Origin of the sequence: Cellulomonas sp. Leaf334, from assembly GCF_001424195.1 — a bacterium.
Classification (GTDB): Bacteria; Actinomycetota; Actinomycetes; order Actinomycetales; family Cellulomonadaceae; genus Cellulomonas.
Genome location: NZ_LMOO01000001.1, coordinates 2,143,733 through 2,162,009 on the forward strand (window position 1 = coordinate 2,143,733; position 18,277 = coordinate 2,162,009).

The 18,277-nt window shown below is 73.4% G+C and carries 20 protein-coding genes; 12 read left to right on the forward strand and 8 right to left on the reverse strand.

Annotated features, from left to right (window positions below; translation table 11 throughout):
• Positions 1 to 18: 18 nt before the first annotated feature.
• From ASF78_RS21960 to ASF78_RS09950, 4 genes are read left to right on the forward strand one after another with little or no spacing between them, the layout of a single operon-like run.
• Positions 19 to 588, forward strand: coding sequence for a hypothetical protein (locus ASF78_RS21960; protein ID WP_082494892.1), 570 nt, complete (start codon positions 19 to 21; stop codon positions 586 to 588).
• 38 nt (positions 589 to 626) lie between these two features.
• Entirely contained in the window at positions 627 to 1,646 is a 1,020-nt protein-coding gene (locus ASF78_RS09940) for an amidoligase family protein (RefSeq protein WP_082494893.1), read from the forward strand.
• A complete protein-coding gene (locus ASF78_RS09945) occupies positions 1,643 to 2,194 on the forward strand; it encodes an RNA polymerase sigma factor (protein WP_200940537.1) in 552 nt (183 codons plus the stop codon). The genes ASF78_RS09940 and ASF78_RS09945 overlap by 4 nt, the downstream gene beginning before the upstream one ends.
• The gene (locus ASF78_RS09950) at positions 2,191 to 2,838 is read left to right on the forward strand and encodes a hypothetical protein (protein ID WP_056587532.1); all 648 of its coding nucleotides are present in this window, start codon (positions 2,191 to 2,193) and stop codon (positions 2,836 to 2,838) included. The genes ASF78_RS09945 and ASF78_RS09950 overlap by 4 nt, the downstream gene beginning before the upstream one ends.
• Here the strand turns inward: ASF78_RS09950 and ASF78_RS09955 are convergent.
• The 3 genes from ASF78_RS09955 to ASF78_RS09965 form a co-directional block, all read right to left on the reverse strand.
• Positions 2,824 to 3,228 carry a hypothetical protein gene (locus tag ASF78_RS09955; RefSeq protein ID WP_056587534.1) on the reverse strand — a complete coding sequence of 135 codons (405 nt, stop codon included), beginning with the start codon at positions 3,226 to 3,228 and terminating at the stop codon, positions 2,824 to 2,826. The genes ASF78_RS09950 and ASF78_RS09955 overlap by 15 nt on opposite strands.
• Positions 3,229 to 3,230: 2 nt before the next feature.
• Entirely contained in the window at positions 3,231 to 3,704 is a 474-nt protein-coding gene (locus tag ASF78_RS09960; RefSeq protein WP_082494895.1) for a ubiquinol-cytochrome c reductase iron-sulfur subunit, read from the reverse strand.
• Between the two features lie 64 nt (positions 3,705 to 3,768).
• Positions 3,769 to 5,559, reverse strand: coding sequence for an MDR family MFS transporter (locus ASF78_RS09965; protein WP_082494896.1), 1,791 nt, complete (start codon positions 5,557 to 5,559; stop codon positions 3,769 to 3,771).
• Positions 5,560 to 5,725: 166 nt separating this feature from the next.
• Here ASF78_RS09965 and ASF78_RS09970 point away from each other — a divergent pair, with 166 nt between their 5' ends.
• From ASF78_RS09970 to ASF78_RS10005, 7 genes are all read left to right on the forward strand, one after another.
• Entirely contained in the window at positions 5,726 to 6,370 is a 645-nt protein-coding gene (locus ASF78_RS09970) for a hypothetical protein (protein ID WP_056587537.1), read from the forward strand.
• Positions 6,371 to 6,450: 80 nt separating this feature from the next.
• Positions 6,451 to 7,167, forward strand: coding sequence for a YcnI family protein (locus tag ASF78_RS09975; protein ID WP_056587538.1), 717 nt, complete (start codon positions 6,451 to 6,453; stop codon positions 7,165 to 7,167).
• The gene (locus ASF78_RS09980) at positions 7,164 to 7,805 is read left to right on the forward strand and encodes a copper resistance CopC family protein (RefSeq protein WP_056587540.1); all 642 of its coding nucleotides are present in this window, start codon (positions 7,164 to 7,166) and stop codon (positions 7,803 to 7,805) included. Before ASF78_RS09975 ends, ASF78_RS09980 begins: the two co-directional genes overlap by 4 nt.
• A 139-nt stretch (positions 7,806 to 7,944) precedes the next feature.
• Positions 7,945 to 10,035 carry a cytochrome c oxidase assembly protein gene (locus tag ASF78_RS09985; protein WP_082494897.1) on the forward strand — a complete coding sequence of 697 codons (2,091 nt, stop codon included), beginning with the start codon at positions 7,945 to 7,947 and terminating at the stop codon, positions 10,033 to 10,035.
• 588 nt (positions 10,036 to 10,623) lie between these two features.
• Entirely contained in the window at positions 10,624 to 11,142 is a 519-nt protein-coding gene (locus tag ASF78_RS09995; protein WP_156374097.1) for a hypothetical protein, read from the forward strand.
• 95 nt (positions 11,143 to 11,237) lie between these two features.
• Positions 11,238 to 13,289, forward strand: coding sequence for an alpha/beta fold hydrolase (locus ASF78_RS10000; protein ID WP_056587549.1), 2,052 nt, complete (start codon positions 11,238 to 11,240; stop codon positions 13,287 to 13,289).
• A 93-nt stretch (positions 13,290 to 13,382) separates the two neighbouring features.
• Positions 13,383 to 13,679 (forward strand): DUF6458 family protein, encoded by a 297-nt coding sequence (locus tag ASF78_RS10005; RefSeq protein ID WP_235518465.1) that lies wholly within the window; start codon positions 13,383 to 13,385, stop codon positions 13,677 to 13,679.
• 50 nt (positions 13,680 to 13,729) lie between these two features.
• On the opposite strand, the gene ASF78_RS10010 is transcribed toward ASF78_RS10005, so the two are convergent.
• The 5 genes from ASF78_RS10010 to ASF78_RS10030 form a co-directional block, all read right to left on the reverse strand.
• Complete coding sequence (locus ASF78_RS10010; RefSeq protein WP_056587552.1) at positions 13,730 to 14,494, reverse strand: anti-sigma factor; 765 nt, start codon at positions 14,492 to 14,494, stop codon at positions 13,730 to 13,732.
• Complete coding sequence (locus tag ASF78_RS10015) at positions 14,481 to 15,089, reverse strand: RNA polymerase sigma factor (RefSeq protein WP_369816314.1); 609 nt, start codon at positions 15,087 to 15,089, stop codon at positions 14,481 to 14,483. Before ASF78_RS10015 ends, ASF78_RS10010 begins: the two co-directional genes overlap by 14 nt.
• A gap of 59 nt (positions 15,090 to 15,148) precedes the next feature.
• On the reverse strand, positions 15,149 to 15,841 hold the full coding sequence (locus ASF78_RS10020; protein ID WP_082494898.1) for a class F sortase: 693 nt from the start codon (positions 15,839 to 15,841) through the stop codon (positions 15,149 to 15,151).
• A gap of 8 nt (positions 15,842 to 15,849) precedes the next feature.
• Entirely contained in the window at positions 15,850 to 16,680 is an 831-nt protein-coding gene (locus ASF78_RS10025; RefSeq protein WP_056587559.1) for a DUF4397 domain-containing protein, read from the reverse strand.
• A gap of 92 nt (positions 16,681 to 16,772) precedes the next feature.
• Positions 16,773 to 17,477 carry an alpha/beta fold hydrolase gene (locus ASF78_RS10030; RefSeq protein WP_056587562.1) on the reverse strand — a complete coding sequence of 235 codons (705 nt, stop codon included), beginning with the start codon at positions 17,475 to 17,477 and terminating at the stop codon, positions 16,773 to 16,775.
• Positions 17,478 to 17,541: 64 nt separating this feature from the next.
• On the opposite strand from ASF78_RS10030, the gene ASF78_RS10035 reads away from it, so the two are divergent.
• Positions 17,542 to 18,255 carry a YafY family protein gene (locus ASF78_RS10035; RefSeq protein ID WP_056587565.1) on the forward strand — a complete coding sequence of 238 codons (714 nt, stop codon included), beginning with the start codon at positions 17,542 to 17,544 and terminating at the stop codon, positions 18,253 to 18,255.
• Positions 18,256 to 18,277: the final 22 nt, after the last annotated feature.

An 18,277-nucleotide genomic window follows, 5' to 3' on the forward strand; every position in this document is an offset into this window, starting at 1 on the left:
GCAGCTCCGGAGGACCTCATGGACGCCAGCACCACGCACCACCGCCCCACCACTCGACGCTTCGTGGCCATCGGGGTCGTCGCGGTCGGCCTGTGCGTCGTCGGCACCGGGGTCGCGGCCGCGGCCGCCCCGACCTCGGCGCTGTCCCGGTCGGTCACCGGGCTCCTGCAGTCCGCGGGCGTCGACTGGTCGACGATGCCGGACGGGTACACGCCCGAGCAGTACGAGGCGTTCTGGGGTGCCGGGTACACGCCGGAGAGCGTCGAGGAGCTCAGCGCGCTGTGGAACCTCGGAACCACGGAGACGAAGGCGCGGGCCGGGCAGCTGATCCTCGACGGGCTGCCGGTGCCGGTGGCTGTCGCGCCGACGGACACCGCGACGTCCGACGCCGGGGACGAGGGCGCGGTGCTGCTGACGGACGAGCAGTTCGAGGCGTTCTGGGGTGCCGGCTACACGGACGCGGACGTCGAGGCGCTGGGGGAGATCTGGAACACGGAGTACGCGGAGACCAAGGCGCGGGCCGGGCAGCTGCTCCTCGACGGGCAGACTCCTCCCGTGGCGCCCAGCGGCACGCCCGGCCAGTCCTGAGCCCGTCGCCCGGCACGACCCTTCGTGAGGAGTACGACGTGGACGAGCTGTCGCTGCGGACCGGGTTCGAGATCGAGCTCCTGGCCCCCGCGGGATCGGACCGGCAGGTGCTGGCCGACGACCTGGCCGCGCGCCTGGGCGGTCAGGTGCGACGGTCGTTCCACACCGACTCCGAGCCGTCGGTCGTGCCGGGCGTCGGTGTCTTCCGGCACCTGTCGCCGGCGTTCGACGTGGTCGACGCCGCGGGACGTCCCGTGGCGCGGCTCGTCGACGACATCACCCTCGTGGCCGACCTGGTGCCCGGAGCCCCGCGGCGTCCGGGCTGGTACCGCGTCCTGTGCGACGACGCCCGGCTGCTGCGTCTGATCGAGCGGCACGCCGACCCCGACGCCCCGCTCACCACGGTGCTGGACCCGCTCGCCGAGCTGTTCGGGGTGCGCACCGAGCTGGTCGGCTCGGCGGCCCGGGTCGACGACCCCAGCGGTGCCACCGTCGCCGTCGCGATGCCGCTGCCGGCGGGGCGGGAACGGCCGTGCGAGATCATCACGCCGCCCATCGACACCGACCACGGGGCCGCGCTCGAACGGCTGCTGGTGCCCGCGCGTGAGCTCGGCTTCACCGTCCCGCGGGAGGCCGCCGTGCACCTGCACGTCGACGGGGCACCGTTCCGTCGGCCGGAGGCCTTCGCCAACGTCGTGCGGCTGTTCGGCCACTGGCGGGACCAGCTGTGGGCCGCGCTGGACACCAACCCCGCGTGCCGGCGCCTGGCGCCGCTGCCGGACGCGCTGCTGGACCTGGTCGAGACCGATGCCGACGCTGTCACGCACGCGACCGGTCTGACCAAGTACGCCGACGTCAACCTCACGCAGCTCGTCACCAGCAAGCCTGTGCGGGACACGCTCGAGGTGCGGATCCTGCCCGGTGCGATCGACGGGCCGAGCATCGTGCGACGGGCCGCGCTCGTCGAGGCGCTGCTCGCCCGCTGCCTCGACCCGCAGCCGCTGCCCCGCCCCGGCGAGGGCGCGACGGTGCACGACCTCGTCGCGGTGCACCGGTGAGCGCGGGGGTGACGTCGCCGGAGAGTGCCGCGATCCCGGTCGTCGAGCCCGAGTTGGACGACCTGGTCCGGGTCCACCTCGCGGGGCTGCTGCGCTACGCGACGGTCCTCACCGGAGACGGGCACACCGCCGCCGACCTGGTCCAGGAGGTGCTCCTGCGGGCGCACGTGCGCTGGACCCGGATCGCTCTGATGGCCCGGCCCGACCTGTACCTGCGCCGGATGGTCACCAACGAGCACCTCTCCTGGCGCCGCCGGTGGCACGTCCGGACGATCCGCCCGGCCGCCGACGAGGTCCTCGCCGCCCACGCCGACTCCCACGGCGACCACGCCCACGGTGTCGTCGAGGAGGACGCGATGTGGGGACACCTCGAGACGCTGCCCCCTCGACAGCGGACGGTGCTGGTCCTGCGGTACTACGAGGGCCTGAGCGACGCGGAGATCTCCGAGGTCCTCGGCACCTCCCCGGCCACCGTCCGGTCCCACGCCAGCCGAGCGCTGGCCACCCTGCGTGACACCGACCTCAGCACCCGAACGGAGAAGCGATGAGCCACCACGACGACGAGCTGGTCGCTCGGATCACCCGCGCCCTCCACTCGCGGGACGCCGACCAGCCCGACCCGGCGGTCGTCGCGTCGCGGCTCCAGGAAGCGCTCGCGCATGAGCCGGAGGCGACCGTGACCACCCTCGTGCGCCGCGGCGCGAAGGTCGCGGTGGCCGGTGCGGTCATCTCCACCCTCGCCGTCGGCGGTGCGGGCGCGGCGGCCGCCGCGAACCCGTACTCCGAGGTCGCCCGCGTGGTCGAGGGCGTCGCGCAGACGGTGGGGCTCGAGTGGTCGGCGATGCCCGACGGGTACACGCGCGAGCAATACGAGGCGTTCTGGGGCGCGGGCTACACGATCGACGATGCGTGGGCGCTCGCGGACCTGTGGAACCTCGACGTGACCGCGACCAAGGCGCAGGCCGGGCAGCTCCTCCTCGACGGGCAGACGCCCCCCGTCGCGCCCGGTGGGACCGTGCCCGAGGTCCTGGCGCCGGACCCGCAGCAGGAGGCGTACGACGCGTTCTGGGCCGCCGGCCACACGGAGCAGGACCTCGCCGAGCTCGTGGAACTGTGGCACACCGACTCCGCCGAGGCGAAGGCCCGGGCGGGCCGGATGGTCCTGGACGGCGAGCCGCTACCCCTGGACTGAGGTCTGCCGACGCTCCACGACCAGGGCCGCGATCCCCAGCACGATCGCGCCGATCTCCGAGATCGCCGACAGCCACACCGGGATGCCCACCCACTGCTCGTGCACCCCGAAGAACCCGCCGGGTGTCGTCGAGATGACGAACGCCGTCAGGGTGGCGACGCCGAACCCGACCGCGCCCAGCAGCGGGAGCCAGTGCCGCCAGACGAGCACGAGGACGCCGAGGACCAGGCCGCCGACACCGTTGAGCAGGAACGCCGGACCGACGACGTCGAGGGTGTTCATGCCGTTGGCCCACAGGTCGAGGTGGACGACCGCGGAGAGCATCACGCACGCGGACAGCAGGGCCCGCAGGACGTCGGACGTCGCCTGGGTGCCGGTGTGCCAGCTCATGGTCAGGCCTTCCCGGCGAGCACGGCGCCGTTGCTGACGTGCACGTCGACCTCGGGCAGCGGCGACGGTGCAGGACCGGACACGTTGGCGCCGGTCAGGTCGAACACCGACCCGTGGCAGGGGCACCTCAGCTCGTCGTCCTCCGGCGCGACCGTGCACTGCTGGTGCGTGCAGACGGCCGACAGGGCGACCACCGTGCCCGCCTCGGGCTGCACCAGGATGATCGGCTTGCCGTCGGCGTCCTTCGCGGAGATCGCCCCGCCCACCGGGATGTCGGACACCTGTGCCAACGCACCCCCGCTCGCCGCCGCGGGCGCCCCGTCGGACGGGCTCTCCGAGCCGCCGCACGCGGCCAGCACGCCCGCCGCGGCGACCCCCATGGTGACCAGACCCGCCCGGACCAGCACCTCCCGCCGGTCCAGGCAGCCGTCGCAGGAGTGAGGGACTGTCTGTGCTGTCGCTGCTGTGGCAGACATCGGGACCTCCGGGTCGGACCTGGTGGGGCTGACACCTGTGTCACGGTGCCGGGCCCGTCGAGGTTCACCCGGGTGCGGCACCAGTTCCAGGGTGCCCGCTCGGGGCGGGTTCGTCCTGGGCGCGGGACACGGCGGCCTCGTCGGCGATGACGGCCGTGACCCCGCCGACGGCTGTGACTCCCGCGGCGGACGCGGCGGCGTCGTCGTCGAACCGCCCCTGGATGCCCGACACGTTCCGCAGCGGCAGCTCCGGCAGCATGACCGTGAGGATCACGCCGAACACCATGATGAACGCGGCCAGGAGCAGGACGGTGTCCACCGACTGCGCGAAGCCGTCGAGGAACGGCTGCGCGAGCCGCGGGTCGAGGTTGTTGATGAACGACGAGTCGTCCAGCGACGGCACCGCGCCGCCGCCCTGCAGCATCGCGAGGACGGGCGCGTTGGCCGGGTCGGCCGCGACCGCGGGGTCCGCGACGGCCGCCTGGAACTCCGGTGTCTGCGAGGCGGTCCGGAACGCGGCCGCGATGTTGGAGCCGACCGTCGAGAACAGCACCGACAGGAACACCGCGGTGCCCAGCGTGCCGCCCATCTGCCGGAAGAACAGCGACGACGACGTCGCGACGCCCATGTCCCGGACCTCCACGGCGTTCTGCACGGCGAGCACCAGCGGCTGCATCGTGAAGCCCAGGCCGAGGCCGAACAGGATGGACACCGCGAACACGTACGGCAGCGTCGTGTCCGCCTGGAGGCGGGAGAAGAAGAGCGCACCGAGGCCCATGAGGACCGTGCCGACCACCGGGAACGCCTTGTAGCGGCCGGTCCGCGACGTCGTCTGACCGGCGACGATCGAGCCCGTCATGATGCCCAGCGTGAACGGGATGAGCGTCAGACCGGCCTCGGTGGGCGACTGGCCCTTGACGATCTGCAGGTACAGCGGGAGCGTCGCCAGGCCGCCGAACATGCCCAGACCGATCACGGTGTTGGCGGCGGCGCCCACGGAGAACGTGCGGTTCCGGAACAGCGACAGCGGCAGGATCGCGTCGGCCTTCGCGTACCGCTCGGCCAGGAGGAACGACGCGACCCCGAGCACGCCGACGACGTAGCAGGCGATCGACCGCGGGGAGTCCCAGCCCCAGATGCGGCCCTGCTCGGCGACCACCAGCAGCGGCACCAGCGCGACGACGAGCGCGAGCGCGCCCGGGTAGTCGATCCGGTGCTCGACGCGCCGCAGCGGCGGCAGGTGCAGGACGCGCGCGACGACGACGATCGCGAGGATGCCGATGGGCACGTTGATGAGGAAGACCCAGCGCCAGCCCGTGATCCCGAGGATGGTCTCCGCCCCCGCGAAGAACCCGCCGACCACGGGACCGAGCACCGACGCGGTACCGAACACCGCCAGGAAGTACCCCTGGTAGCGGGCACGCTCGCGGGGGGCGACGAGGTCGCCGAGGATCGTGATCGCGAGCGCCATGAGACCGCCGGCGCCGAGGCCCTGGACGCCGCGGTAGACCGCCAGCTGGTACATGGAGTCCGCGGTGCCGGACAGCAGCGAGCCCACCACGAAGATCGAGATCGAGATCAGGTACAGCGGCTTGCGGCCGTAGATGTCGGAGAGCTTGCCGTACAGCGGCGTCGAGATCGTCGCGGTCAGCAGGTACGCCGTCGTCACCCACGCCTGCAGGGACAGCCCGTGCAGGTCGTCGCCGATGGTCCGGATGGAGGTCGCGACGATGGTCTGGTCGAGCGCGGCGAGGAACATGCCGAGCATCAGACCGCCGAGGATCGTGAGGATCTCCCGGTGCGTCGGAGGCACGAACGTCTGCGGTTCCGCCACGGGGGTGTGCTGGGGAGGCATGAGACCTTCTCGACGGGGAATGATTGCGCAGGACAACTAACGTGACGCAACAACCGTGCACCCACGACGTGTTCCCCGCCACAGAGGCTTCCTCCCCGCTGCTCCGACGCGGATAAACGCTTCAGCAGGGCGGACGCCGCTCACCCGTCACAGCTACGGTGTCGGGATGCCCACGCCCGCGACCGGCCCGCTTCGCCTCGCGCGCGGTGCCGTCGTCGCCGTCGTGACGGTCGCGCTCGCGGCCCTCGCGCACGTGCTCGCCGGGGGTGCCCTCCCGCCGTTCGTGGTCGTCGTCAGCCTGACCGCGATCGTGCTGGCCGCCGCCGTCGTGCTGACCGGGCGCCGGCTCGGCCCCGTCGGAGCGGTCGCGCTGCTCGGTGCCGGACAGCTGGCGGTGCACTCGGCGTTCAGCCTGTTCACGTCCATGGCCTGCATGCCTGGGCCGACCGACCAGGCGTCGATGTTCGGGCACCAGCACCACCCCGGCATGGTCATGCAGTCGCAGACCGCCTGCACGGCGGTCGACCCGGCGCTCGCGCAGCCGCTGCTCGGCGCCTCCGCGATGCTCGTGCTGCACATCGCCGCGACCGTCGCGGCAGCCCTCGTGATCGTCGGCGCCGACCGCGCCCTCTGGTGGCTCGCCGCCTGGCTGCGTCCTCTTGTCGGCGGACCCGCACCCGTCGTCGTCGTCCCCCGCCCCGCGCTGCCGACACCCGCCGAGGTCCCCTGGTCCGGCCGAGACTGGTGGCGTGACGTCGTCCCCCTCCGAGGACCGCCCAGCTGGCAGTCGCCCACGGCACCACCTCGCTGATCTGTGCTGATCGGTCGTTGGCACGGGGCTCGTGCGCGCGCGCCCACCCCTCGACCACCACCTCACCTCAGGGAACAGCCATGTCATCGATCAGCCGTCTCGGCGCGACCACCCTCGTCGCCGTTGCCCTCGCCGTCCTGCCCGCCGCCGCCGCGTCCGCGCACGTCCGGGTGGTCCCCGAGCAGACCACCGCGGGAGGATGGACCGTGCTCACCTTCCGGGTCCCCAACGAGTCGGAGACCGCTGCGACCTCGCAGGTGTCGGTCGACCTCCCGACGGACACGCCGCTCCTGTCGGTCTCCACCAAGCCGGTCCCCGGCTGGACGGCGACCGTCGAGACCGCCCCCCTGCCCGAGCCCGTCGACTTCTACGGGACCGAGCTGACCGAGGCGCCGTCGCGTGTCGTGTGGACCGCGCAGCCCGGCGCCGAGGTCGTGGACGGGCAGTTCCAGGAGTTCGAGGTGTCTGCCGGGCCCCTGCCCGACGCCGGCACCCGCCTCGTCCTGCCTGCGCACCAGACCTACACCGACGGCACGGTCGTCGACTGGGTCGACGTCGCGGAGGAGGGAGCCGAGGAGCCCGCGCACCCGGCCCCCGAGCTGACGACGACGGAGGGTGCCGACGAGCACGTCACGGACGACGCCGACATCGAGGACGCCGCAGCCGTCACCACCGCCGCCCCGACGCCGTCGGAACCCGACACCCTCGCCCGGGTGCTCGGCGCGGCCGGCCTCGCCCTCGGCGTCGTCGCGCTGGTCCTGGCCATGGTCGGTCGCCGTCGCCGGAGCGACGTGTGAGGCGCACGTTCGCCGCGGCGCTCGGCGTCCTGCTGGGCCTGGCGGCGGTCGTCCTCGTGGCGCCCGCCGCCCAGGCGCACAACGTGCTGCAGAGCACCGACCCCGCGGAGGGCTCGACCGTCCCCGTCGTCCCCGAGCAGGTCACGCTCACGTTCAACGAGCCCGTGCTGATGGTCGGCACCACGATCATGGTCCACACGGCCGACGACGAGATGGTCAACATCGGCCCACCGCTCCTCGTCGACAACACCGCCGGCATCGCGGTCACGGGCGAGCTCCCCGCCGGCGAGTACACGGTCATCTACCGCGTCACCTCCGCGGACGGGCACCCGATCGAGGGGCAGTTCCGGTTCACCGCGGCGGAGGCCACCTCGTACGGGGTCGCGACGGCCGCGCCGACGATGACACCCACGCCGACCACCTCCGCCGAGGTCCAGGCGAGCGAGTCGGCGTCGCCCGGGCCGTCGGCGACCGTGACCGCCCCGCCCGTCGAGGAGGAGCGCATCTCCGGGACCCTCCTCCTCGGGATCGCTGCGGCGCTCGTCGTCGTCGGTGGCGTCGTCGCGTGGCTGCTGCTGCGGCGGCGCCCGGCCGGGTCGCCGACGGACCCGCCGTCGGGAGGCGTGCCGGGGCAGTGACGGACGTGCTCCCCGGGGTGCGCGTCTGCGGGCTCGGTGACGGACCTCTCAGGCCCGACCTCGCGACGGCCGCTGACGTCGCACCGGACGTGACCGACGGCATGTCGGGCCGGTCGCCGAACCGACCTACGCTGGTCAGATGACTGCGCCGGTGACGAGCGCCGGCCGCAAGGACGCCGGTGGGCCGGGGGTCGACACGCGTCGGCCCCCGAGCCCCTGGCGCGTCCTGGTGCTGGTGCTCGCCGCAGTCGCGGCCGCGCTGCTCGGCGTCGCGTTCTCGGGCGCCGCGCTGCCGGCCCTGATCCGCGACCCGGGTGCGCTCGTCCGCTGGGGCCTGCCCGCGACCGAGGTCCTCACCGAGCTGGCCGGGTCGGTGACGCTCGGTGCGCTGGTCCTCGCCGTGTGCGTGCTGCCGCGCCGGGCCGCCGTCGCGTCGACCCGGTCCCCTCGCGCGGGCGTCGGGACCGCCGACGGGCGGGCGTACCCGCGCAGCACGCTCCTGGCCGGGTTCGCCGCGGGCACCTGGACGCTCCTCTCGATCGTGCACCTGGTGCTCACCTACGCGAACGTCGCCGGGCGGCCGCTGGACTCGGCGTCGTTCGGTGCGGAGCTCGGCGTCTTCGTCACGCAGATCGACCTCGGCCGCACCCTGCTGCTGATCACGACGGTCGCGGCCGTCGTCACCGCCCTCGCGCTCGTCGTCACCACGCCCACCGGCGCCGCCTGGACGGCTGCGATCGTGCTCGTCGCGCTGTGGCAGCAGGCGCAGCTCGGCCACGCCGCCGGGGCCTCCGGGCACGACATCGCGACGTCGTCGATGGTGGTCCACCTGGTCGGCGCCGCGATCTGGATCGGCGCGCTCGCCGCCCTCGCCCTCCTGGTCCGGCGGGTCGGCACCGACCTGTCCGCGTCCGTCGCCCGGTACTCGGTCATCGCCGGCTGGTGCTTCGTCGCCGTCGCGGTGTCCGGGCTGGTCAACGGGCTGCTGCGCACCACCGGCTGGAACGACCTGACCACCACCTACGGCCTGCTGCTGCTGGGCAAGGTGGTGCTGTTCGGGGTCCTCGGCCTGCTCGGGCTCGCGCACCGCCGGACCGTCCTGCCGCAGCTCGCGGCGCGCACCACCGACTGGCTGTTCTGGCGCCTGGTCCTCGTCGAGCTGACCGTGATGGGGGCCGTCTCCGGGGTCGCCGTCGCGCTCGGCCAGACCCCGCCGCCCGTCCCCGAGGAGCCGCCCGCCGACCCGTCGCCCGCCTACCAGCTCACCGGGCACCCGCTGCCGCCCGAGCCGGTCGGCCTGCGCTGGGTCACCGAGTGGCGCTGGGACCTCGTGCTCGCGTCCGCGGCCGTCGCGGGGCTCGTCGTCTACTGGCGGTGGGTGCTGCGGCTGCGTCGCCGGGGCGACTCCTGGTCGATGGCCCGTGCCGCGTCCTGGACCGTCGGGATGGTCCTGTTCTTCTGGGCCACCAACGGCGGACCCGCCCTCTACGGGCACGTCCTGTTCAGCGCGCACATGGTCCAGCACATGGTGCTCGCGATGGTCGTGCCCCTGTTCCTCGCGCTCTCGGCGCCCATCACCCTCGCGCTGCGCGCCCTGCCCGTCCGCTCCACCCAGCTGCGCGACGACGACTCCCGTGGCCCGCGCGAGTGGATCCTCACCCTCGTCGACAGCCACGTCGGGCACTTCCTCGCGCACCCCGTCGTCGCCGCCGTGAACTTCATCGGCTCGATGCTGCTCTTCTACTACTCGGGTCTGTTCGAGTGGTCGTTGCGCAGCCCCGTCGGGCATCTCGCGATGGTCGTGCACTTCACCGCCGCCGGGTACCTGTTCGTCAACGCGCTCGTCGGCATCGACCCCGGGCCTCGCCGGCTGCCCTACCCGCAACGGCTCCTCCTGCTGTTCGCGACGATGGTGTTCCACGCGTTCTTCGGCGTGACCCTCGTGTCCGGCGAGTCCCTGTTCGTGGCCGACTGGTTCGGGCTCATGGGCCGCCCCTGGGGTCCGTCGGCGATCGCCGACCAGCAGCTCGGCGGCGCGATCACGTGGGGCATCGGCGAGATCCCGACCCTGGCCCTGGCCATCGGCGTCGCGCTCGCCTGGTCGCGCGACGACGACCGCACCGCCCGCCGCCGCGACCGCCAGGTCGACCGCGACGGCGACACGGAGCTGGACGACTACAACGCGATGCTGGCGGGTCTGGCCGACCGCGACACCCGCCCGTCGGCCTGACCCCGAGGTGCCGAACCGGCGGTGAGTGACGTCACGGGTGGCGTTCGCGTCACGAGGCGCCGATTCGCCCGCGTTCACCGAGGCGACCACAGCCCTCGGAACGGTGTGACCACTCGCAGACGACGCAGCCGGTCGGTCGTGGGCGGCTATCGGCGGTGGACTTGACCTGTGCGAGCGCTCGAACCGATACCCCGGTCCCTCATGGCGCTCGCGTTCCGAGAGGAAGGCCTCCTGTCGGCGGTCCAGTGCGACGAGGTGGGGCTCGGCGCTGGGCGCCGCGGTCGACTGATCTCCCGGGGCGAGTGGTCTCGAGTGACCCAAGGTGTCTTCGACACCGCGCCACGGCGCGATCGGCGGCGTGATGCGGACCATCGACGCCGGCGCTCCGCTTGGATCGGGCTACTCGCCTACGGACCCGATGCCCTCGCTGTCGGCTCGTGCGCCCTCGTGCTCCTCGGCGCGGCTGGTCTGCCCACGGACATCACGCCCGAGGTCGCGCTGCCTGGAGGCTCGCGTCGACAATCTCGCGACGGCGTTCGCGTCCGTCACTTCGCTGGGATGGAGCTCGCCCACGTCGGGTCTCGATCCGTGGCGGCGCTGGAGTCCGCCCTCGTCCAGGCGTTGCCCGACCTCCCGCGTCGACATGGAATCGCGGTCCTCGACGACGTGCTGCGTCGAGGCATGCTGACGTCGAGCGGGCTCGTCCGGGTGCGCGACGGCCTGTGCGGCCGACGCGACGCTCGTCGTGTGCGCGGGTGGTTCGACCTCGTCGACGCACGATCCGAGTCGCCGCTGGAGACGTTTGCGCGGCTGGAGTGCGTGGACGGTGGGGTCCCGCCGGACGAGCTGCAGGTCGAGATCCGGTCGTCGAGCGGCGGATTCCTCGGTCGCGGCGACCTGGGGTGGCGCCTGCCGTCGAGTCGGTGGCTCATCGCGGAGATCGACGGCCGCGAGTTCCACGAGAGGACCGACGCGCTGTTGCATGACCGGCACCGCCAGAACGCACTCATCCTCAGCGGCCAGGTAGACCTGCTCAGGTTCACGTCAAGGGACGTGGCAACCCGCGGCGCACTCCCGACAGCGATCCGCCGTGCGCTCGCCCGGTGAACCGGCGATCGGTACTGCCTGAGCACCGTCTGACGACACCGAGCGCCGGTTCGTCACCAGGACATTGCGCATCGGTGGGTGATAGGACGTTGCGCATGACCTTTCTTGATCTTGAGCAGTACGTTGCCGTCCCTCGGGTGAGCGGGTTGGTGCTGTCGCCGGACGGGTCGCGGTTGGTGACGAGCGTCGCGACGCTCGATGCCAAGGCGACCAAGTTCGTGACCGCCCTGTGGGAGGTGGACCCGACCGGGGAGAAGCCGGCGCGGCGCCTGACGAGGAGCGCGAAGGGGGAGGCCAGCGCCGCGTTCACCCAGGACGGGGACCTGCTGTTCACCAGCGCGCGGCCGGACCCGGACGGCACGGCGGACGACGACGAGCCCGTCCCGGCGCTGTGGCTGATGCCGCGCGACGGTGCGGAGGCGCGCGTGGTCGCTGCCCGTGCGGCAGGGCTGGGCGGGGTGCAGGTGGCCCGCGACGCGGACGTCGTGCTGGTCGGCTCGGACGTCCTGCCGAGTGCGACCGACGCGGAGACCGACGAGAGGCTGCGCAAGGCCCGCAAGGAGAAGAAGGTCGCGGCGATCCTGCACGACGGCTACCCGGTCCGGTTCTGGGACCACGACCTGGGGCCGGAGTCGCCGCACTGGTTCGTCGCGGACATCGGCACGGACGTGGTCGCGCCCCTGGCCGGGGCGAGGGACCCGCGGCTCACGCTGACGGACGTGACACCGGGCGCCCGCTCGGCGCTGGTCGAGCAGGCCGCAGCGATCAGCCCGGACGGCCGCACGGTCGTGACCGGGTGGAACCAGCCGCTCGCGCGCGGGGCGCAGCGGGGACGCCTGGTCGCGGTGGACGTGGCGTCGGGCGAGCACCGGGTGCTCGTCGACGACCCCGTCGCGGACCTCTGGTCGCCGGCGATCAGTCCGGACGGGCAGTGGGTCGCCTACGCGCGCGAGTCGCTGTCGACGCCGCACGACGCCCCCCGCGTCACGCTGCAGCTGGTCGCGCTGGCCGGCGGGGAGCCCCGGACGCTCGTCGCGAGCTGGGACCGCTGGCCGCAGCACCCGGTGTGGCTGCCGGACAGCACGGGTCTGCTGGTCACGGCCGACGACGACGGCCGCGGGCCGGTGTTCCGGGTCGACCTGGCATCGGACGAGGTCACGCGGCTGACCAGCGACGACGCGACGTTCACGGACGTGTCGGTGAGCCCGGACGGGTCGGTCGCGTTCGCGCTGCGGTCGTCGTACGCGGCGCCGTCGCACCCGGTGCGGATCGACCTGGAGACCGGTGCGACGACGGCGCTGCGTAGCCCGGCCGCGACGCCCGAGCTGCCCGGCACGCTCACCGAGGTGGAGACGACCGTCGAGGACGGTCGGCGCGTCCGCGGATGGCTGGCGCTGCCCGAGGGTGACGGGACGGCGCCGCTGCTGCTCTGGATCCACGGCGGTCCGCTCGGGTCGTGGAACGCGTGGTCGTGGCGGTGGAACCCGTGGATCCTCGTCGCGCGCGGCTACGCGGTCCTGCTCCCCGACCCGGCGTTGTCCACCGGCTACGGGCAGGACCACGTGCAGGCCGGCTGGGGAGCGTGGGGCGCGGCGCCGTACACGGACCTGATGGCGATCACGGACGCGGTCGTGCAACGGGACGACATCGACGAGACGCGGACGGCGGCCATGGGCGGGTCGTTCGGCGGGTACATGGCCAACTGGGTGGCGGGGCACACGGACCGGTTCCGGGCCATCGTCACGCACGCGAGCCTGTGGGCGCTGGACCAGTTCGGGCCGACGACGGACGCGGCCTACTACTGGGAGCGCGAGATGACCGCGGAGATGGCGCTCGAGAACTCACCGCACCGGTTCGTCGAGAAGATCGTCACGCCGATGCTCGTCGTGCACGGCGACAAGGACTACCGCGTGCCCATCGGCGAGGGGCTGCGCCTCTGGTACGAGCTGCTCGCCAAGAGCGGCCTCCCCGCCGACGAGGACGGCAGGACACCGCACCGGTTCCTGTACTTCCCCGACGAGAACCACTGGGTGCTCACCCCGCAGCACGCGATCGTCTGGTACCAGGTCGTCGAGGCGTTCCTGGCGGAGCACGTGCTCGCCCGGACGGGTGAGAACGCCCCGGTCTACCCGGAGATCCTGGGGTAGAAGCGCTCTCAAGATGCGAGGTCGCGCGGTCGGGGCCAGACTCGCCGGTCGAGGCCGAGCGACCCGCGCCCGGCTCGACGGAAGGACCGACTCATGGGTATCGGAGGCGGAATCGCCCTCATCGTCATCGGCGCGATCCTCTCGTTCGGCGTCAGCGACGCCATCGACGGGGTCAACCTCACGGTGATCGGCTACATCTGCATGGGTGCGGGTCTCATCGCGCTCATCCTGGCGATCGTGCTCAACAACCAGCGGGCCAACACGTCGCACACCGCGGTCGTCGAGCAGCGCACCACGCCCAACGCGCCGCCGGCGCAGGCCGCCCCGGCCGCTCAGCCGGTCCAGCCGGTGCAGCAGCAGCAGCCGCCGGCCGCGCCGCCGGCCGTCTGACGCAGCACGCCGAGAACGCCCCCTCCCCTCGGGAGGGGGCGTTTCTCATGTCACGCCTCCAGCGGTCCCCGGACGATCGAGTCGCCGGAGTGCGCGGGGTCGCCGTCGAACTGCTCCTCCGACACGTCGACCACGGAGAACTGGTCGAGGTCCAGGCCCGCGGGCAGGTCGAACCGGCCGGACGCCCCGGCGAGGGTGCCCACGCTGACCAGGCCGCTGACGTCCGGCTTGAGCAGCCAGACCTCACGGAAGCCGTCCTCCGACGACTCGCTCTGGTCCAGGTCGACCACCAGCACGCGTGAACCGTCGGAGAGCGTCTCGACGACCGCGGACCCGGTCGCGTCCCAGCCGGGCAGCGGCTCGAGGACCGCGGAGGCGATCACCGTGACGGGGTCGGGCCGGTTGGCGACCCACCACGTCGCACCACCCCCGAGCACCAGGCCGACCGCGGCGGCCGCGGCGATCCAGCGGCCGGCACGCGGGCGACGCGAGTCGAGGGAGACGACGGGTGCGACGCCGTCCTCGGACGACAGGGCCGGCGTGACGGGAGCGGGCGACGCGACCGGCGATCCGGCTGCACCCGCCAGCCCCAGCTCTGCGGCGACCCGGTCCCACACCTGCGGCGCGGGCGCGACGAGTGCGATGTCGGCTCCGCCGGACCGGGCGAGGCCGACGACGTCGGTCAGCGACGCGAGCTCGTCGGCGCAGCGCTCGCACTCCTCGACGTGTGCGAGGTCGGCAGTCGTGCCGGCGGTCTCGCCGAGGGCGAGGAGCGCGAGCAGGTCGTCGTCAACGTGGGACTCATCGAACGGCACCGTCCACCTCCCATCGGGTCCGCAGCCGGGCAAGACTGCGCCGGACGTGGCTCTTGACCGTGCCCAGCGGCAGGTCGAGCCGGTGCGCGATCTGGTCGTGCGTCAGGTCGTCGTAGAACGCGAGCCGCAGGATGGTGCGCTGCGGGTCCCCGAGCCGGTCCAGCTCGTCGGCGACGACGACCCGGTCGACCACGCGGGTGTCGACGGACGGCACGGGCCGCTCGGCGGCACCGGCGACGGACTTGTCCCGGAGCCGACGGTCGCGGGCGCGCTTCTCGTGCGCGTCTGCGACGACGTGCCGGGTGATGCCGAGGATCCACGCGGGGAGCCGGGCCTTGTCCGGGTCGAACCGTTCGCGGCTGCGCCACGCCTCGACGAACACCTGCTGGGTCACGTCCTCCGCGTCGGTGACGCTGCCGAGCGAGCGGAGCGCGACGGTGTGCACGAGCGCGGACCAGCGCCGGTACGCCTCGGCGATCGCGGTCTCGTCACCCTGCGCGAACGCTGCGCCGAGCTCCTCGACGTTCTCGCCGTCGGGGTCGAGCCGGTGCGCGGGGCGCGACGAGTCAGCAGACCCGGGCGCGGGTGCGCTCACGGACGGCTCCTCCCTCGTCGGCTCCCCGATGACGGGGGCGCTCAGCAGCGTAGTCATGACTACCCACTGATCGGCTCGGCAGTGACGACGACGTTGTCCGTATAGTGCCCGATGTCGCGGCGGAACGTGCCGCCGCAGGTCACGAGCACGAGCCGCGGCGCGCCGGACCGGTCGAACCACTGGTCCACGGGCGCCCCCTCCTTGGCCATCTTCTCGACGGTGACGACCCGGTACTGGTGGGTGCTGCCGTCGGCGGCCGTGATCGTCACCGCAGCCCCGACGCCGACGTCGCGGAGCTTCGCGAACTGGCCGATCCCCGTCTGGACGCTGTCGACGTGCGCCGCGATGACGGTCGCACCGGCGGGGTCGGCGGGCGCGGGGCCGAACCGGTACCAGCCGGCGCGGTCGGCGTCCTCGGGGATCTCCATCTCGCCGTCGTCGCGCACCCCGACAGGGTCGACGGCCATGTCGATGCCGACGTCCGGCACGACGAGCTGCACGGGTGGCGGCGTGGCCGCGACGGCGGCGCCGAGCGTGGCGTCGACGACCGGGACCGAGGGGAGCACGGCGGTCGGTCGCGGCGTCGCCGTGGCGGACGGCGACGCCGCGACCGCCGGTCCGGAGGAGGGTTCCGGGCCGGTGCACGCGGTCAGCAGGGCCGTCGTCGTGCCGAGTGCGGCGACGGTCGCGAGCACGCGTGCCGAGACCCGGGAGCGCGCGGACGCACTCCCGGGTCGCGACGTGGTGGTCATGAGGACAGTCAGCTCCGCTGGCTCGCGGCGCGGCGGGCGAACCCGGCCCCGACCAGACCGGCGACGGCCAGACCGGCGATCGCGAAGGTCCACGCGGAGGAGCCGTTCTCGGAGACGAGACCGACCTCGCCGGCGTTCACGCCGGACGGGTTGCTGTGCAGGCCGGTGATGGTCTGCGTGGCGAGCGCGAGCGTGGCAGGCGACGCGGTCGCGCTGCCCCACGCGTACACGATCGTGCTGGTGCCCTCGGCGACCGGCACGTCGGCCGGGCCGAGCAGCGCGGGCGTCGTGGTCCCGGTGGCGGTGACGCTGGCCGAGACGGTGCCGGCGGGGAGGTCGAGCACCTCCTCGTCGGGGTTCGTGAGGTTGGTGATCACGGGCGTGGTGCCTGCGAGGACGTCGACCCCGGGAGCGGCTGCGACGTGCCGGACGGTGAGCCTGCCCTCGCCCGCGGCCGTGGCCGAGATGTCGTTGGTGAACAGGGTGGCGGTCGGGGCGCCCGCGGCGTCCAGGTGGGCGACGGCCGTGTAGTTCATGCCGGCCTCGAGCGGCAGGTCGACGGGGCCGATCGCGGGGGCGCTCGCGTCGGCGGCGTCGGCGGCCGTGATGGCGACCGTGTACGTGCCGGCGGGCAGGTCCAGCGGTCCGGCGAGCGTCCCGGGCGTGAAGTCGTCGAGCGTCCGCTCGCCGTTGACCCAGACGTCGACGGTGAGGCCGGGGACGCCGTGCAGGACGGAGAGCTTGGCGGGGTCGGCCACGGCCGCGGACGCGGGAACCGTGGCGAGGGTGACGAGGGCGAGGGTCCCGGCTGCGATGCCGGACAGGAGTCGTGCGCGCATGGTGCGTCCTTCGAGGACTGGCCCGGCGGGTACGTCGGGCGGCCGATGTGCTGACACCCCCTCTTCACCCGCCGGGCCGTTCTCGGATGCACCTAGGCGCGTGCGGCCTGTGCGATCGCCGTGGCGAGGTCGACGGGCCGCGAGAACATCGGCCAGTGTCCCGTCGGCAGGTCGACGTACGTCAGGTCGTGCGCGAAGCCCAGCTCGGTGTGGAACGGCGGGCCGCCGTGGGCCATGGGCTTGAGCTGCTCGGACGGCAGGCTGGTGCAGATCGCGGTCGCGGGGACGTCGAACCGGCGCGGGTCGGTGACGTGCACCGGGCCGCGCACGACGTTCGCGGGGTGGGGGACCGCGCGTCGTCGGAACTCCTCCAGGCGCTCCTCGGAGATGCCCTCGATGCTCGACCCCTGCGCCGCGAACTCCTCCCAGGTGGGCAGCGGGACCTCGACCGCCTCCGTCGCGGAGGCGTCGATGGCGCCGCCGTCCTCGAGCGGGCCCGAGTCGACGTAGATCGCGCGTCGCACCCGGTCGGGCCGCTCGTCGACGACCTCGCCGACGAGCGCGCCCCCGCCGCTGTGGCCGACGAGGACGACGTCGCCCTCGATGCTGTCGACGAGGTCGGTGAGCGCGCGGACGTGGTCGGCCCTGGTGATGCCGCCGCGGTCGGCGCCGGGCTCGAGGCCGGGCAGGGTCGGCGTGTGGACGTCGAAGTCGTCGGGGAGCGCGTCGACGACGGCGTCCCACGCCCAGCCGCCGAGCCAGAAACCAGGGATGAGGACCAGTGGTGTCGTAGTCATGGATCCAGGTTCCACCCGGTGCGGTGACATCCGTCTGTCACCTTCGTGTCACCATGCTGGGACCATGAACCGGACCGATCGTCTGTACGCCCTCGCCGAGGAGCTGCGCCGCGTCGGACACGCCGGCACGACGAGCACCCGGCTCGCGCGACTGTTCGAGGTGTCCCCGCGCACGGTCAAGCGCGACGTCTCCGCACTCCAGCAGGCGGGTCTCCCGGTGACCGCACAGGCGGGGCTCGGGGGTGGCTACGTGCTGGACGCGTCCGTCGGCCTCCCGCCGGTCAACTTCACGCCGGCGCAGGCGGTCGCCCTCGCCCTCGCCGTCCGGGCGCTGCCGGCGGGCAGCCCGTTCGGCACCGACGCGGAGGCGGCCCGCGCGAAGGTCCTCGACGCGCTGCCGCCCGCCGACCGCGCCCGCGCCGACGAGCTCTCGGGCCGGGTCTGGTCGCGGCCCGAGCGGGCCGGTGACGTGGCGACCGCCCAGGTGCTGCGCGCCGTCGAGGAGTCCCTCGGGCGGCACCGGGTGCTGGCGATCGAGTACCGCAGCGGCGACGGCACCGTCAGCCGGCGACGGATCGAACCCGTGCTGCTCGCCCGCACGGGGGGCCACTGGTACGTGGCGGCCTGGTGCCGGTGGCGCGAGGCGGTGCGCTGGTTCCGGCTCGCGCGCATCCTGCGGGCGGACCTGACACCGGAGCGCTACCTCCCGCGACCGCCTGCTGACGTGGGCGAGCCGCCACCGGACGCCCACCCCGTCTCGTCGCGACCGTCGGACTGACACCGGACCGAGGTCCGACCTC